At 70.6% G+C, this 14,192-nt stretch carries 14 protein-coding genes and 1 riboswitch; of the genes, 5 read left to right on the top strand and 9 right to left on the bottom strand.

The window, feature by feature from the left end; translation table 11 throughout:
- The first annotated feature begins 19 nt into the window (after nucleotides 1–19).
- The gene (locus tag MME74_RS05235; RefSeq protein ID WP_267417665.1) at nucleotides 20–742 is read left to right on the top strand and encodes a DUF6882 domain-containing protein; all 723 of its coding nucleotides are present in this window, start codon (nucleotides 20–22) and stop codon (nucleotides 740–742) included.
- A gap of 31 nt (nucleotides 743–773) precedes the next feature.
- On the top strand, nucleotides 774–1,862 hold the full coding sequence (locus MME74_RS05230) for an N-formylglutamate amidohydrolase (protein ID WP_267417664.1): 1,089 nt from the start codon (nucleotides 774–776) through the stop codon (nucleotides 1,860–1,862).
- 17 nt (nucleotides 1,863–1,879) lie between these two features.
- Here MME74_RS05230 and MME74_RS05225 read toward each other — a convergent pair whose 3' ends face one another.
- From MME74_RS05225 to MME74_RS05200, 6 genes are all read right to left on the bottom strand, one after another.
- Entirely contained in the window at nucleotides 1,880–2,668 is a 789-nt protein-coding gene (locus MME74_RS05225) for an ABC transporter ATP-binding protein (RefSeq protein WP_267417662.1), read from the bottom strand.
- Nucleotides 2,665–3,486, bottom strand: a complete 822-nt coding sequence (locus tag MME74_RS05220) for a siderophore-interacting protein (RefSeq protein WP_267417661.1) — start codon at nucleotides 3,484–3,486, stop codon at nucleotides 2,665–2,667. The genes MME74_RS05225 and MME74_RS05220 overlap by 4 nt, the downstream gene beginning before the upstream one ends.
- Nucleotides 3,486–4,511: a FecCD family ABC transporter permease gene (locus MME74_RS05215; protein ID WP_267417660.1), complete on the bottom strand. Its 1,026-nt coding sequence runs from the start codon at nucleotides 4,509–4,511 to the stop codon at nucleotides 3,486–3,488. Before MME74_RS05215 ends, MME74_RS05220 begins: the two co-directional genes overlap by 1 nt.
- Entirely contained in the window at nucleotides 4,508–5,548 is a 1,041-nt protein-coding gene (locus MME74_RS05210; RefSeq protein WP_267417659.1) for a FecCD family ABC transporter permease, read from the bottom strand. The genes MME74_RS05215 and MME74_RS05210 overlap by 4 nt, the downstream gene beginning before the upstream one ends.
- Nucleotides 5,545–6,534, bottom strand: a complete 990-nt coding sequence (locus MME74_RS05205; RefSeq protein ID WP_267417658.1) for an ABC transporter substrate-binding protein — start codon at nucleotides 6,532–6,534, stop codon at nucleotides 5,545–5,547. The genes MME74_RS05210 and MME74_RS05205 overlap by 4 nt, the downstream gene beginning before the upstream one ends.
- 84 nt (nucleotides 6,535–6,618) lie before the next feature.
- Complete coding sequence (locus MME74_RS05200) at nucleotides 6,619–7,383, bottom strand: helix-turn-helix domain-containing protein (RefSeq protein ID WP_267417657.1); 765 nt, start codon at nucleotides 7,381–7,383, stop codon at nucleotides 6,619–6,621.
- 128 nt (nucleotides 7,384–7,511) lie between these two features.
- Here MME74_RS05200 and MME74_RS05195 point away from each other — a divergent pair, with 128 nt between their 5' ends.
- A complete protein-coding gene (locus tag MME74_RS05195; protein WP_267417656.1) occupies nucleotides 7,512–8,069 on the top strand; it encodes a hypothetical protein in 558 nt (185 codons plus the stop codon).
- 169 nt (nucleotides 8,070–8,238) lie between these two features.
- Here the strand turns inward: MME74_RS05195 and MME74_RS05190 are convergent, their stop codons facing one another.
- From MME74_RS05190 to MME74_RS05180, 3 genes are all read right to left on the bottom strand, one after another.
- Nucleotides 8,239–9,117 (bottom strand): bifunctional methylenetetrahydrofolate dehydrogenase/methenyltetrahydrofolate cyclohydrolase, encoded by an 879-nt coding sequence (locus tag MME74_RS05190; RefSeq protein WP_267417655.1) that lies wholly within the window; start codon nucleotides 9,115–9,117, stop codon nucleotides 8,239–8,241.
- A 125-nt stretch (nucleotides 9,118–9,242) separates the two neighbouring features.
- Nucleotides 9,243–10,517 (bottom strand): serine hydroxymethyltransferase, encoded by a 1,275-nt coding sequence (glyA, locus tag MME74_RS05185; protein ID WP_267417654.1) that lies wholly within the window; start codon nucleotides 10,515–10,517, stop codon nucleotides 9,243–9,245.
- 39 nt (nucleotides 10,518–10,556) lie between these two features.
- Nucleotides 10,557–10,641: riboswitch (ZMP/ZTP riboswitch) on the bottom strand.
- 36 nt (nucleotides 10,642–10,677) lie between these two features.
- A complete protein-coding gene (locus tag MME74_RS05180; protein WP_267417653.1) occupies nucleotides 10,678–11,322 on the bottom strand; it encodes a hypothetical protein in 645 nt (214 codons plus the stop codon).
- A gap of 169 nt (nucleotides 11,323–11,491) precedes the next feature.
- Between MME74_RS05180 and MME74_RS05175 the strand changes: the two genes are divergently transcribed.
- Entirely contained in the window at nucleotides 11,492–13,003 is a 1,512-nt protein-coding gene (locus MME74_RS05175; protein WP_267417652.1) for a family 20 glycosylhydrolase, read from the top strand.
- Nucleotides 13,000–14,172, top strand: a complete 1,173-nt coding sequence (nagA, locus tag MME74_RS05170) for an N-acetylglucosamine-6-phosphate deacetylase (RefSeq protein WP_267417651.1) — start codon at nucleotides 13,000–13,002, stop codon at nucleotides 14,170–14,172. The genes MME74_RS05175 and nagA overlap by 4 nt, the downstream gene beginning before the upstream one ends.
- Nucleotides 14,173–14,192: the final 20 nt, after the last annotated feature.

Below are 14,192 nucleotides of genomic sequence, written 5' to 3'. Positions count from 1 at the left end.
TCCCGGCGAGACTGTCGGCATGACCTTCGCCGCGCTCCAGCCCCTCGCCGATCGTGCCGCCCTCTTCGTCGCCCTGCGACAGGACGCCCTCTCCGCCGCCGCCGATGCCCTCGGCGAGCACCGGTGGGACGCCGACATGACCGCGGGCACCCTGACCTTCACGGCGAACGACGACCCCTCGCGCCGGCTCGTCACCCGCGCGCACCTGATCGCGACGATCGCGCCGGGGCCGCGTTCGCTGCTCTGGGCCTGGGCGCACCCGAGCGGCGACCCCCAGGGCGTCGCGGCACAGCTGCACGCCTACGGCACCGAGCACGGGATCGCCGACCTCACCACCTCCGAGGTGCCGTTCCCGACGGACGCCGCCGGTGACGACGACTGGATCGCGCAGGCCGCGCACACCGTCGGCGGCGTCGCGGTCGAGCTGACCGGACGCTCCCCGTACTACTCCGCTCCCGTCGGCAGCGGCACGCGTGCCGTCTTCCTGCTCGACGCTCCGCTCGCGCCGCTCACCGTGGCCGACGCCGTCATCGCCCTGCCCCGCGTGCTCTCCGCCACGAGCCTCGCCGACGCGCGCACCGCGGTCTGGGACCTCGCACGGCTCGCCGGTTGGACCCTCACCTGGACCGATGAGGCGTTCTCCGGCGCGACGGTGTCGGACGCGAGCGGCACGGCGACGTTCCGCTTCGACGAGCAGGCGCGCATCAGCGGCATCGAGAGCTCGTTGCACGCTCAGGGCTGACCGCGTCGAGGGCGGTCGTTAGCATGAGCGCATGAGCGACCTCGACCTCATCCCCGCCGGACACACGTTCACCCCGCAGGAGATCATCGCCTTCGCCGACAGCGAGCATCGGACGCTCGACGAGGCGATCGCGGAAGCCGACGTGCTGGTGAGCTGCCCGCACGCCGGCGCGCGCATCCCGGAGGAGCTCGTGCCGTTCCTCTCCCCCGCGCTGACACGGCGGTTGCAGTACGACTTCACCGACGTCGCCACCGCCGCGATCGTGCGGGAATGGGCGCGGCACGATCGTCGCATCGTCGCGGTGATCAACCCGCATCCGCGTCTGGTGCGCGATCCGAACCGCGCACGTCCGGCCGACATCGCCACCGACCTGACGACGGCGATCCAGCGCACCCGCGCCGCCGGGCCCTGGCAGAAGGTCGATCTCTCCGGCGTCGACGCGATCCGTCCCGTGACGTTCTCGTTCTTCCCGATCCTCGAGGTTCCGCAGGACGACGCCGAGCTCGCGCGCCTCGTGAGCACCTTCGTGGAGGTCGGCGAGCGCGGGCTCGGGGTCTACGAACGCACCAGGGACGAGCTGACCGAGCGCTTCCTCGCCGACAAGCTCCGCACGGGCGGACGCTTCACGCGGCTGTCCTTCCACGACACCATGAACACGACGACGACGCGCGACGGGGCGGTGGACGTCGCCCGCGCCCCGCAGGATCGACTGCCGGCGGTCGTCGCCCTCTCCAACCGCGGCGACCCCCGCGGCGACGAGCGCACCCCCGAAGATCCGCCCACGATGGATCCGGAGCGCCTGCGCGCACTCGCGGAGGCCCACCGTGCCGGGTTCCGCGTCGAGCAGCCCGACGACGTCGCCCTGAACACCCCGTATCTGGGCAGCCAGGAGATCCGTGCCGCCGGGGCCCACTTCCGCGAGCTGGCCGATCGGGCGGCCGACGCCGCCCTCGAGCTCGACGCCGTGCAGGCGGAGTTCCTGCGCGAATACCTGCTCGGCCCGGCGGCCGTCGACGAGCTGCACCGGCCGGGAACGGACTGGATCCACGAAGACCCGGCGCACGTGCGCGCGGTCGCCGAGGCGTGTCAGCGTTCCTGGGATCTGTACCGCGCGCTCTGAGCCCGCTGCTCGGCTGCTCAGCGACGCCGAGGCACGACCATCGGGGTCCCCGTCTCCGGGTCGGGGATCACCGTGCAGTCCAGATCGAACACCCGCATCATCACCTCGGGCGTGAGCACGTCCTCCGGCGGTCCCGTGCGGACGATCGCGCCGTCGCGCATCGCGACGATGCGATCGGCGTACCGGGCCGCCTGGTTGAGGTCGTGCAGCACGGCGACGACGGTCGTCCCGTGGTCCCGGTTGATCGCGCGGAACAGGTCGAGCATGTCGAGCTGGTGCGTGATGTCGAGGAAGGTCGTCGGCTCGTCCAGCAGCAACACGTCGGTCTCCTGCGCGAGCGCCATCGCCAGCCAGACGCGCTGGCGCTGTCCCCCGGAAAGCTCGTCGACAGGCCGCTCCGACAGCTCCTGCACGGCGGTGCGCTCCATCGCCGTGGCCACGGCCTGCTCATCCGCCGCGCTCCAGCTCGAGAAGGCCCGACGGTGCGGGTAGCGTCCGCGGGCGATGAGGTCGGCCACCCGCATGCCATCCGGAGCCTCGGCGGACTGGCTGAGCAGGCCGAGCTCCCGCGCCAGCTCCTTCGCTCCGCGGGCACGGATGTCACGGCCGTCGAGCAGCACCGATCCGGCGAGCACCGGGAGCAGTCGGGCGATCGTGCGCAGCAGGGTCGACTTGCCGCAGGCGTTCGGTCCGATGATCGCGACGAAGGACCCCCGGTCGATCGTCAGGTCGAGATCGACCGAGATCGGCCGCCCGTGCGGGTATCCGGCGGTGAGTCCGCGGATGTCGAAGGTGGTGTCGGTCACAGTCCGTTCCTCGTCAGCAGTTCGTCGATCCGATCGCGCTGGGTCTCGTCGTCCTCGCCGTTCTCCCAGATGGCGGCGATCTGCTCATCGAGATCGGGACGGCGGGTGAACTCGGCGGCCCAGCGCTCTTCATCGCGGCGCCAGTACCCCATCGTCATGTACCGCGAGGTCGGCCAGCCGAGCGTGTGACGCAGGTGCCGGCGGACGTCGCGCATGACCGTCGCCTCCCCCGAGAACCAGAGATAGGTCGCGTCCGCTCCGGTCGCCGTCTCGGACACCGTCCGAGCGAGCATCTCGTCGCCGTCCACCCAGTGCAGCGCGTCGTCCTCCCCGATCGGGAGGTCCTGCCGGTCTCCGACGTCATCGACCGACACGATCACGCAGACGGGAGGATCGGCGGGGCTCCGCTCCTCGAGGATGCGACCGATGGCCGGCAGGGCCGTGGCGTCACCGACGAGGAGCACGCGCTCGGTCCCCTGCGGCGGCTGGAAATGCCCGCGCGGAGCATCGAAGGCTACGCGATCCCCAGGAAGGGCCCGCCGCGCCCACTGCGTCGCCGGCCCGTGTGCATGCACGACGAAGTCGATGTCGAGCTCGTCGGACTCGGGCCGCCACGCTCGTACGGAGTAGTAGCGCTTGGCCTCCTGACCGTCGACGGCGGTGAGCCACAGCCCGAAGAACTCGTCCGGCCGTCCGCTCGACACGAACCGCTCCCCGCGGTCCGTGCGGGCGCCGTGCAGCGTGATCCGCAGCATGTTCGGGGTGACGACGGTGCGGGCGGCCACCTCGGCGCGGAACAGGGGGACATCGGTGCGCATCAGCGCCTCCTTCGATTCGCGCCGGACAGCATCCAGGCGAGATAGAGTCCGCCGACCCCGATCGTGACGAGGCCGGTGGGGAGCATGGTGGGAGCGAACAGCCGCATCGCGATCAGGTCGCTCGAGACGAGGAGCACCGCTCCGGTCATGGCGGATGCCGCGAACGGCATGGGGCCGCTGCGCCACAGCCGCCGGGCGATCTGCGGGGCGGCGAGCGCGATGAAGGCGAGGGGCCCTGCGGCCGCGATCGTGACGGCGAGCAGCACCACGCCCACGATCATCGCCGACAGGCGCAGGCGCACGGGCCGGACGCCGAGGGACGCGGCACGATCCTCGCCCAGCTCGTACAGCGCGAGCGCCGGCCGGAGCCCCGCGATCGCGAACGCTCCGAGCAGAAGGGTGACGATCATCACCGGCATCCATCTTCCGTCGATGCCGTTGAGCGACCCGGCGCCCCACATGGCGGCGCTGCGCGAGACCACGTCGTCGGCGGCGAGCTCGATCATCGTGTTCACGGCGCCGAGCATGGCGGTGAGCGCGATGCCCACGATGATGAGGCGCGTGCCGCTCGCGCCGCGCCAGGCCACGAGGGCGAAGACGAGAGCTGCGGAGAGGATGCCGCCGCCGATCGCGCCGACCGTGAGGGCGACGGTGCCCACCGAACCGCCGACGATCACGATCAGCGCGCCGGTGTAGGCGCCAGCCGAGAATCCGAGGATGTCGGGGCTGCCGAGCGGGTTGCGCGTGACCACCTGGAACAGTGCTCCGGAAAGGGCGAGCATCGCGCCGATCACCGCTCCCAGTGCGACCCGCGGGAGCCGCCAGCCGACCACGATCAATCGCGTGCCGCTCTCCCCTCCGCCGAGCAGAGCGCTGACGGCATCCGACACCGACACGGGGGCGTCGCCGAGCGTGAGCCCCGCCACCCCCAGCGCCAGCAGCACGACGGCGGAGCACACCCAGATGATCGTGCGGCGGCGACGCGTGGCCGCCGGCGCGGCGACGACCGAGGCGGCAGCGATCATGAGGGTGCTCCCTCGGCCTGCACACGCCGCGAGAGCACGAGGGCGACCAGCACCGGTGCGCCGAGGAACGCCGTCATCACGCCCACCGGGATCGAGCGCGGGGCGATCAGGACGCCTCCCAGCGCATCGGCGAACAGCAGCAGGAGAGGACCTGCGAGCACGCTGTAGATCAGCAGACGACGGGTGTCCGGCCCGAAGACCGCCCGCAGTGCGTGCGGTACGAGCAGCCCCACGAAAGCGATCGGCCCTGCCGCCGCGGTCGCCGCGCCGCAGAGCACGGCGATCGCGATGAAGCCGCCCGTCCGCACGGCGCCGACCCGACCGCCGAGGGCACGCGCGGTGTCCTCCCCCAGCGCGAGGAGTCCGATACCCGGGGCGATCACGACGACGAGGAGGAGCCCGATGCCGACCACCGCGAGCGTGAGCGTGGCGGCCTCGAGCGATCGGCCACCGAGCGCACCCGCTCCCCACAGCCGCATCTGCTGATACGACGCGGGATCGATCAGGCTGAGCGCGGAGGTCGCGGCGGACAGTACGGCGGCGACCGCGACGCCGGTGAGCGCGAGGCGGCCGATCGAGGCACCGCGACCGACTCCTCCGATGAGCGCCACCAGGGCGCTGGCGATCGCGGCACCGGCGAACGCGAACCACATCGTGGATCCGAAGTCCCCGACGCCGAGGACGACGATCGCGACGGCGACCGCCAGGGAGGCGCCGGCGTTGACGCCGAGCAGCCCCGGCTCGGCGAGCGGGTTGCGGGTGAGGGTCTGCATGATCACGCCGGCGACCGCGAGCGCGCTGCCGGCGGCGATCCCGATGAACGTGCGCGGCAGCCGCACGTCGCGCACGATGAGGTCCGCCTCCGTGCCGGTCGGCGCGGAGAGTGCGGCCAGGAGCTCGTCGAAGGACAGGGTGCGCGGGCCGACCGCGATGCTGACCCCGATCGCGATGATCAGGAGCAGCAGCACGATCGGCAGCACGATCGCGTCGGACGGACGACGGGCGCGCCGCCGTCCGTCCGTGGCGAGAGCCGTCACTTCGACAGCGGTTCGAGCACCTTGGTGGTGAGCTCGTCGATCCAGGCCTCGGCGCTGCGGTAATCGGTGACGCTCGTCGACAGGCCGTACACCTGACCGGTCTTCGCGATCTCCAGCTGCTGGAAGAGGCTGCTGTCGATGACGTCCTGGATAGCGGGCATCATGGTGCCGTCCGGGTTCTCGAACGTGAGACCGACGGTCACGCCGTCCAGGATGGTGCCGATCTGCTCCAGCGAGAACGAGGCGTAGCCGAAACCGCCCTCGTCCTCCAGGGGGATGCCCTCGCCATAGGTGAGGCCCATCTCGTTGACGATCAGGTTGCCGGTCGAGCCGGTCGGCAACTGGATGGAGAACTGTCCGGCCTCGTCGCCGAGCGAGAAGTTCGCCCAGGTGTTGGCGGAGATGACGTCGGCGTACTGCTCCTTCACCTCGTCGCGTCGGGCCACGTAGGACTCCTTCGCCTTCGCCCAGGTGCCGTGCACGCCGAGGGCGGTCGCGAGGTCTTCGGTGAGCGACTGCCAGTCACCGCGCTCGTCGCCGCCGACGATGACCGTCGGCGCGATCTCGCTCAGTCGCGTGAAGGTCGCCTCGTCCACCTCGTAGGCGTCGCCGACGATGATGTCGGGGGCGGCACCGGCGAGCGCCTCGAAGTTGATCTCGCCGTAGCTGCCGACCTTCGCGGCGTCGGCGACGTAGGCCTGCTGCTCCTCGGTGTAGCTGTCGATCCACTGGGTGTAGTCGATGGTCGCGACGACGGGAACGTCGAACGACATGACCTGCCAGGGCGTGTCGTACGAGATCGCGGCGACGCGTTCGGGCTCTGCGGGAACCGTCACCTCGCCGTAGACGGTGTCGACGACGACGGTGTCTCCGGCCGCGGAGTCGCTTCCGGAGGGCCCTGCGGCCGAGGCGCAGGCGGTGACGGCGAAGAGGGGGACGATGACGGCTGCTGCGAGCGCGGCTCGCAGGCGCGGTGATGGGCGCACGGGATCTCCAATTAAGGCAAGGGTTACCTAATTATGGCGCGCCCGCTTGCCCGGTTCAGGGAGAGAGTTGCGTCGATCGGTCGACTATGCGCGGGAATCGGTCATCAAACCGTGGGTCCGGGCGAACGTCCGTGGCGAGACCCCCGCACGTCGTCGGAACGCGGCCGAGAACGCGGCGAGCGATTCGAAGCCGACCGTCCGCGCCGTGCGTCCCACCTCGGCCCCGTTCGCGAGCATCGACATCGCCAGTTGCAGCCGCAGCTCCCCCCGCCAGCGCGAGAACGTCATCCCGGTCTCCGCCGTGAACTGACGCATGAAGGTGCGCACGCTCACCGACGCCTGGGCCGCCCAGGCGTCGACCGTGCGACGATCAGCCGGGTCGGCGATGAGCGCATCCGTCACCGCACGCAGCCAGTGGCTCGCCGGGGTGGGCAGCCCGACATCCGTCTCCCGCGAGTCCGCGAGCAGGTCGAGGGCGAACGCCTCCGCCCGCGCCCGGCGGGGAGGGTCGGTGTAGCGCACCAGCTCGGCGAGCACCCGATCGAGCAGCGGAGGCACCGTGGTCACCACCACACGACTCGTGAGCATGGCGCCGGCATCCGGCTCGAACCAGGTGCACCGCATGCTATTGCCGGGCACCGCGGTCACCTCGTGCACCACACCGGCCGGAATCCAGATGCTGGTCCCCCGTGGCGCGATGTACACGGCATCCGGAGTGACCACGGTCACGGAGTGGGTGATCGCGGAGAGCAGTTCGTGATCGTCGTGCACGTGCGCCGGCCACTGCGCCCCGTCGGCCGTGGTCAGGATGTCGATCGAGTCCAGCAGCGGATCCGGGTCGATCGTCATGACGGCTCCAGACGCGGAGGGGGAAGGAACAGGTGCCGGAGATCAGTGTACGACCGCACACCCCCGCCCGTCCGTGGCCGGTGCACCCGAGGGGTGCCCTCCGCGCGACGATGTGGGATTCTGTTCGCATGAAGAACGGAATCGTCCGGTTCGCCGCGCTCTACGTGTTCAACGTCGCCGTGCTGCTCCTGATCGGCCTGCTGCTGCCCGGTGTCTCCGTCGGGTGGAACGCGCTGTGGGCGTCGGTCATCCTGACCCTCGCCGCTCTCTTCGTGAAGCCGCTGCTCGCCGGCGCGTTCCGCAGGTCTGCCGCGAAGTCCGCCGCCGATCGCACCAAGACCGGCGAGAAGGTCGTGCAGTACGTGCTCGTGTATCTCGTCGAGCTCATCATCTGGGTGCTGACCGTCTGGCTGAGCGGCGTGCGCGCCTCGGGCTTCTGGGCGTTCGTGCTGCCGCCGCTGGCGCTGCTGTTCGGCTGGATGATCTACGACCAGATCGACGACCGGCTCCGCGCCAAGGCCGGCGAGATCTACGATTCCGTGCAGGCGCGCGTGAAGGGCGGCGGCACGAAGACCGCCGCGACTCCCCCCGCCGCGGCACCGGAATCCCCCGAGACCAGCGCGGCCCGCGACGAGCTCAGCGACGGCCTGACGCCCGAGCAGCGCCGGATGCTCGACGAGCTCTGATCCGCGGCGAGCTCCGATCCGCGACGCCCTCTGATCCGCGACGCCGGCGCCTCCGAGAACCGGAGCCTCCGAGAACCGGAGCCTCCGAGAACCGGAGCCTCCGAGAACCGGAAAAGGCGCCCCTCCTCCACGGATGGGCGCCTTTTCCGTACAGAGCACGTGCGGACGATCAGACCGACCTCTCGGCCGCCTCGACCACGTTCGTCATGAGCAGAGCGACCGTCATCGGGCCGACGCCACCGGGGTTCGGGGAGATGTAGCCCGCGACGTCCGCGACATCGGGCGCGACGTCGCCGAACACCAGGTTCTTGCCGGTCTCCGGGTCGCTCTCGCGCGTGACGCCCACGTCGAGCACGGCCGCACCGGGCTTGACGTCCTCCGCACGGATCAGGTGCTTGACGCCGGCAGCGGCGACGATCACATCGGCCTCGCGCAGGTACCGCGGCATGTCGACGGTGCCCGTGTGCGTGAGCGTGACGGTGGCGTTCAAATCGCGACGCGTGAGCAGCAGTCCGATCGAACGGCCGATCGTGACCCCGCGCCCGACCACCACGACGTGCTTGCCCTTGAGGTCGTAGTCGTTGCGCAGCAGCAGCTCGATCACGCCGCGCGGCGTGCACGGCAGCGGCGTGTGGATCGGGCTGTTCACGTTGAGCACGAGCCGCCCGAGGTTGGTCGGGTGCAGTCCGTCGGCGTCCTTCGCCGGGTCGATCCGCTCGAGGATCGCATCCGTGTCCAGGTGCTTCGGCAGCGGCAGCTGCACGATATAGCCGTGGCATGCGGGGTCGGCGTTGAGCTCGTCGATCAGCGCTTCCACGTCGGCCTGGGTCGCGTCGGCCGACAGCTCGCGCTGGATCGAGTTCATCCCGATCGCCTCGGACTGACGGTGCTTCATCCCGACATAGAGCTGCGAGGCCGGATCCGCACCCACCAGCACCGTCGCGATACCCGGGGTGATCCCCTTCGCCTTCAGCGCGGCGACGCGCTCGGTCAGTTCGGCGCGGATGGCGGCGGAGGCCGCCTTCCCATCCAGGATCTTCGCGGTCATGGTTTCTTCCTTACGTCGTCACCGCCGAGTGCACGGCTTCCCGCCGAGCGCACGGCTTGTTCACGTCGACAAGCCGTGCGCTCGGCAGTATCCCGTGCACTCGCGAGAGGAGAGTTGCTGCGGACTTACTGCTGCAGGTCGGGGTAGAGCGGGAACGCGGCGGCGAGCGCGTCGACACGCGTGCGCAGTGCCTCCACGTCCGCACCCGGGAGCAGCGCGAGCGCGATGATGTCGGCCACCTCGGTGAACTCGACGTCGCCGAAGCCACGGGTCGCGAGTGCGGGTGTGCCGATGCGCAGACCCGAGGTCACCATCGGCGGACGCGGGTCGTTCGGGACGGCGTTGCGGTTCACCGTGATGTGGATGTCGTGGAGGAGGTCCTCCGCCTGCTTGCCGTCGATCTCGGCGTCGCGCAGGTCGACCAGCACCAGATGCACGTCGGTGCCGCCCGAGCGCACGGCGATGCCGGCATCCTTCACGTCCTGCTGCGAGAGACGCTCGGCGATGAGCTTCGCGCCACGCAGCACACGCTCCTGACGCTCCTTGAACTCCGGCGTGCCGGCGAGCTTGAACGCGGTCGCCTTCGCGGCGATCACGTGCATGAGCGGGCCGCCCTGCTGCCCGGGGAAGACCGCGGTGTTGATCTTCTTGGCGAGCTCGGCGTCGTTGGTGAGGATGAAGCCCGAGCGCGGGCCGCCGATCGTCTTGTGCACGGTCGAGGAGACGACGTGCGCGTGGGGCACCGGGTTCGGGTGCAGACCCGCGGCGACCAGACCGGCGAAGTGCGCCATGTCGACCCAGAGCAGCGCGCCGACCTCGTCGGCGATCTCGCGGAACGCCGCGAAGTCCATCGTGCGCGGGTAGGCCGACCAGCCGGCGATGATGACCTTCGGCTTGTGCTCGATCGCGAGGCGACGGACCTCGGCCATGTCGATCGTCGAGGTCTCCGGGTCGACGCCGTAGGCGACGATGTCGTACAGGCGGCCGGAGAAGTTGATCTTCATGCCGTGCGTGAGGTGGCCGCCCTGGTCGAGGGAGAGGCCGAGGAGCGTGTCACCGGGGCGCGCGATCGCGTGCAGGACCGCCGCGTTCGCCGAGGCGCCGGAGTGCGGCTGCACGTTCGCGAACTCGGCGCCGAAGAGGCTCTTCGCCCGCTCGATCGCGAGGGATTCCGCGACATCGACCTCTTCGCAGCCGCCGTAGTAGCGGCGGCCGGGGTAGCCCTCGGCGTACTTGTTGGTGAGCACGGAACCCTGCGACTGCAGCACCGAGACCGGCACGAAGTTCTCCGAGGCGATCATCTCGAGGAACGTCTGCTGACGCTTCAGCTCGCGATCGAGGACCTGGGCGATCTCCGGGTCGACCTCGGAGAGCGGGGCGTTGAAGTAACGGTCGGTCATGATGACGTGCTCCTTTGACGACGGATTCGAAGGGGTGTTCCTATCGGCCCAGGCGCGCGGTCGAATTCCGTGGTCAGTCGCTCCCCGGTGGTAGTCCACCCAGACGCCAGTCGCGACGGTATGAGCATAGCGGATGCGAGTGGGGGCGTACGCCGACTTCTCAATACCCTTCGAACGGCCGGGAGACCGCCAGCTCGCACTGCGTGGGCCCGAAGCGGATCCCGAGGGGGATCTGCTGTTCATTCGCGAGCTCTCCAGAGCTCCCGCGCAACCTGATCCCCTCGGCCCGCCCCTGGGAGGCACCGTCGGGCAGATCGATCGCGACGACGAGCACACCGTCTTCCTCCCCGGGGTCTCCGAAAGCGAACGGCGCCGGGTCTGCCTGCTCGCCGCCGGCCAGGAGCTCCCGCACATCCGTGTCCGCGAGCTCGTCGAGATCTCGGAGATCGCCCAGGATCAGCGCCGACCCCACGTCCTGGCCCGCCAGCTCACGGTCCACATCGTCGTCCACGATGACCTTGTTCACGTACGAGGGCTGCAGCGCCGCGAGCCGGATGGTCGCGAACAGCTGCGTGCCGTCCGCGCTGACGCGACACTCCAGCGGCGTGGCCACCGCCACGCTCCGGTTCCCGGGCAGGGTGGCCAGACGGCAGCGCATGAAGGTCCCGAGGATCGCGCAGATGCCGAGGAAGACGAAGCCGATGCGGGCACGACGGCGCCAGACGTCTCGTTCCTCGGCGACACGCTCGCACCGCTCCTCAGGCGTCTCCGCTGTCGCCCCGACCGCTCCCCCGGGTGTCTCCATGACCGCTCCTCCCGGCTCGACCGCATGGCGGTGATCACGCTATCCGTCGCGGATCGTGGCGGAAGGAAATCGGGACCCGACCGTTACACCTGGCGACCCGTCCGCGAATCGCAGAATCGATTCGACATCGGCCATTCCGCTGGGCGACGCCGACCGGTAGGTTTTGTTCATGGTCCTTCCTCATCCTCTTCCCCTCGTCCCCGCGCCCGTGTCCGCCGTCGCACGAGAAGGACGGATGCCGGTCACCGCGACGACGCGCGTGCTCGGCTCCTCGCCCGCCACCGCCCAGCTGATCGACGCCGTCGAGCGCCGCACCGGACTCCGCCTCACCCGCGTCGATGTCGCACCGGCGGAGATCGAGCTGCTGGTCGATCCGGAGTCCTCGGCGTCGGAGGGCTACACGCTCGAGATCGGCGACCGCGCGGTCGTCGTCGGCGCGGACGAGGCCGGGCTGTTCTACGGCGTGCAGACGCTGCTGCAGCTGCTGCGGCAGGACGACTCCGGCTGGGGCCTGCTCGGCGCCGATGTCGCGGACTCCCCGCGCTTCCCGCGGCGCGGCGTCATGCTCGACGTGGCGCGGCACTTCTTCGGTGTCGACGACGTGAAGAAGTTCATCGACAGCACGAGCGCGCTCAAGCTCAACCACCTGCATCTGCACCTGAGCGACGACCAGGGGTGGCGCGTGCACATCGACTCCTGGCCGCTGCTGACAGAGCGCGCGGCGGCCACCTCGGCGAACGGCGACCCCGGCGGCTTCTACACGAAGGACGACTACCGGGAGATCGTCTCCTACGCGGCCTCGCGGCACATGATCGTGATCCCCGAGATCGATCTGCCCGGCCACACCCACGCCATCGGCGTCGCCTACCCCGAGCTGGTCGAGGCCCCGGTCCTCAACGACAACCTCATCGCGGACTCCACCCGGTTGGGGCAGCCGCTGCCCGTCGCCGGCGAGACCTACCTGGGCTGGGGCGTGGGTCACTCCAGCGTCCGCATCCACGAGGAGCGCACCTACGACTTCGTGCGCGACGTCGTGCGGGAGCTGGCCGAGATGACCCCCGGCCCGTACATCCACATCGGCGGCGACGAGTCGCTCGGCACTCCGCAGGCCGACTTCGACCTGTTCGCCGAGCGTGCGACCGCGATCGTCGTCGAGGCGGGCAAGACGCCGGTGGCGTGGCACGAGATGGGCTCCGCCGCGGGCATCGCCGAGGGCACGGTCGGGCAGTACTGGGGCAAGACCACCCCCGAGGGCACGCACGCCGAGGAAGCCGCCCACTTCGTCGAGCGCGGAGGCGCGCTGATCATGTCCGCCGCGAACGTCACGTACCTCGACATGAAGTACACGGAGGACTTCCCCCTCGGGCTGACCTGGGCCGCCATCATCGACGTGCGCTCCGCCTACGAGTGGGAGCCGACCGCTGTCCTCGACGTGCCGGATGCCGCGATCCTCGGTGTCGAGGCACCGCTGTGGTCCGAGACGACCCGGACCCTCGACGACGTCGAGCAGCTGGTCTTCCCGCGCGCAGCCGCTCAGGCCGAGGTGGCCTGGTCGCCGCAGGAGGGCCCGGAGCGCGTCTGGGAGTCGTTCCGCGTGCGCGTCGGCTCGCTCGCGCCCCTGTGGAAGGCTGAGGGGGTCGACTTCCACCCCGCAGACGAGATCCCCTGGAGCGAACGTTGAGCACCCACTCCTCCGCGACCGGTTCACTGGTCCTCCACTCCGCCCGGATCGTCGATCGCGGCGAGATCACCGAGGACGGCTGGGTCCGCATCGAGGACGGCCTCGTCGTCGGCCGCGGCACGGGCTCCGACTGGACGCCCGCCGACGAGGTCGTCGATGCCGCGTCGGTCGCCGGCCCCGGCGCTCTGCTCACACCGGGTTTCGTCGACATCCACGGCCACGGCGGCGCCGGAGCCTCGTTCGACGACGGCGTGGAGGCGATCCGCACCGCTCGCGATCTGCACCGCGCGCACGGGACGACCCGCGCCGTGGTGTCGCTCGTGACCGCGCCGTTGGACGCACTCGCGCTCAGCGTCGCGACGATCGCCGATCTGACGGAGACGGATGCTGACATCCTCGGCTCGCACCTCGAGGGGCCGTTCCTCGACCCCGGGCACCACGGCGCGCACGAGCCGTCGCTGCTGCGTCACCCGGTGGCCGCCGATGTCGCGGCGCTACTGGAGGCCGGGCGCGGCACGATCCGCCAGGTGACGATCGCCCCCGAGCTCCCCGGCGGGCTCGACGCGATCCGGCAGATCGTCGCCGCGGGGTCGGCGGCCGCGGTGGGTCACACCGACGCCGATGCCTCGATGGCGGTCGCCGCGTTCGAAGCGGGTGCCTCGATCCTGACCCATGCGTTCAACGCCATGCCCGGCATCCACCACCGTGCTCCCGGCCCCGTGCTCGCGGCTGCGGCCGACCACCGGGTCGTGCTGGAGGCGATCGCCGACGACGTGCACCTGGACCCGCACGTCGTGAAGCTCGTGTTCGACTCCGCCCCGGGCCGGGTGGCGCTGATCACGGATGCGATGGCCGCCGCCGGAAGCGCGGACGGCCACTACGACCTCGGCGCCGTGAGCGTGACGGTCGAGAACGGCATCGCCCGAGCCGATAACACCGGCTCGATCGCCGGATCGACGCTCACGCAGGACGTGGCGCTGCAGCGCGCGGTCGCGGCGGGAGTCGTGCTCGCGGAGGCTGTCCGCGCGCTCACCGAGACGCCGGCGCGGGCGATCGGACGTGACGAGGCGCTGGGCGCCTTGCAGCCCGGCATGCTCGGGGATGCGGTGCTCCTGGATGCGGAACTGCACGTCGCGCGAGTGTGGTCAGGGCCCCGGCTGCTCGCTTAGGAACAGCGCACCGCGCGACG

It is taken from the genome of Microbacterium oxydans, assembly GCF_026559675.1.
GTDB classification, from domain to species: Bacteria; Actinomycetota; Actinomycetes; order Actinomycetales; family Microbacteriaceae; genus Microbacterium; species Microbacterium oxydans_D.
The sequence above is the reverse complement of the archived record's forward strand: the minus strand, read 5'-3'. Positions and strand labels throughout refer to the sequence as shown.

Coding starts and splice junctions, on each gene's coding strand:
- MME74_RS05220 (WP_267417661.1), bottom strand. CDS start 3,486: ATGCGCACCGATGTCCCCCTGTTCCGCGCCGAGGTGGCCGCCCGCACC.
- MME74_RS05235 (WP_267417665.1), top strand. CDS start 20: ATGACCTTCGCCGCGCTCCAGCCCCTCGCCGATCGTGCCGCCCTCTTC.
- glyA (WP_267417654.1), bottom strand. CDS start 10,517: ATGACCGACCGTTACTTCAACGCCCCGCTCTCCGAGGTCGACCCGGAG.
- MME74_RS05175 (WP_267417652.1), top strand. CDS start 11,492: ATGGTCCTTCCTCATCCTCTTCCCCTCGTCCCCGCGCCCGTGTCCGCC.
- MME74_RS05215 (WP_267417660.1), bottom strand. CDS start 4,511: ATGATCGCTGCCGCCTCGGTCGTCGCCGCGCCGGCGGCCACGCGTCGC.
- MME74_RS05230 (WP_267417664.1), top strand. CDS start 774: ATGAGCGACCTCGACCTCATCCCCGCCGGACACACGTTCACCCCGCAG.
- MME74_RS05195 (WP_267417656.1), top strand. CDS start 7,512: ATGAAGAACGGAATCGTCCGGTTCGCCGCGCTCTACGTGTTCAACGTC.
- MME74_RS05200 (WP_267417657.1), bottom strand. CDS start 7,383: ATGACGATCGACCCGGATCCGCTGCTGGACTCGATCGACATCCTGACC.
- MME74_RS05180 (WP_267417653.1), bottom strand. CDS start 11,322: ATGGAGACACCCGGGGGAGCGGTCGGGGCGACAGCGGAGACGCCTGAG.
- MME74_RS05190 (WP_267417655.1), bottom strand. CDS start 9,117: ATGACCGCGAAGATCCTGGATGGGAAGGCGGCCTCCGCCGCCATCCGC.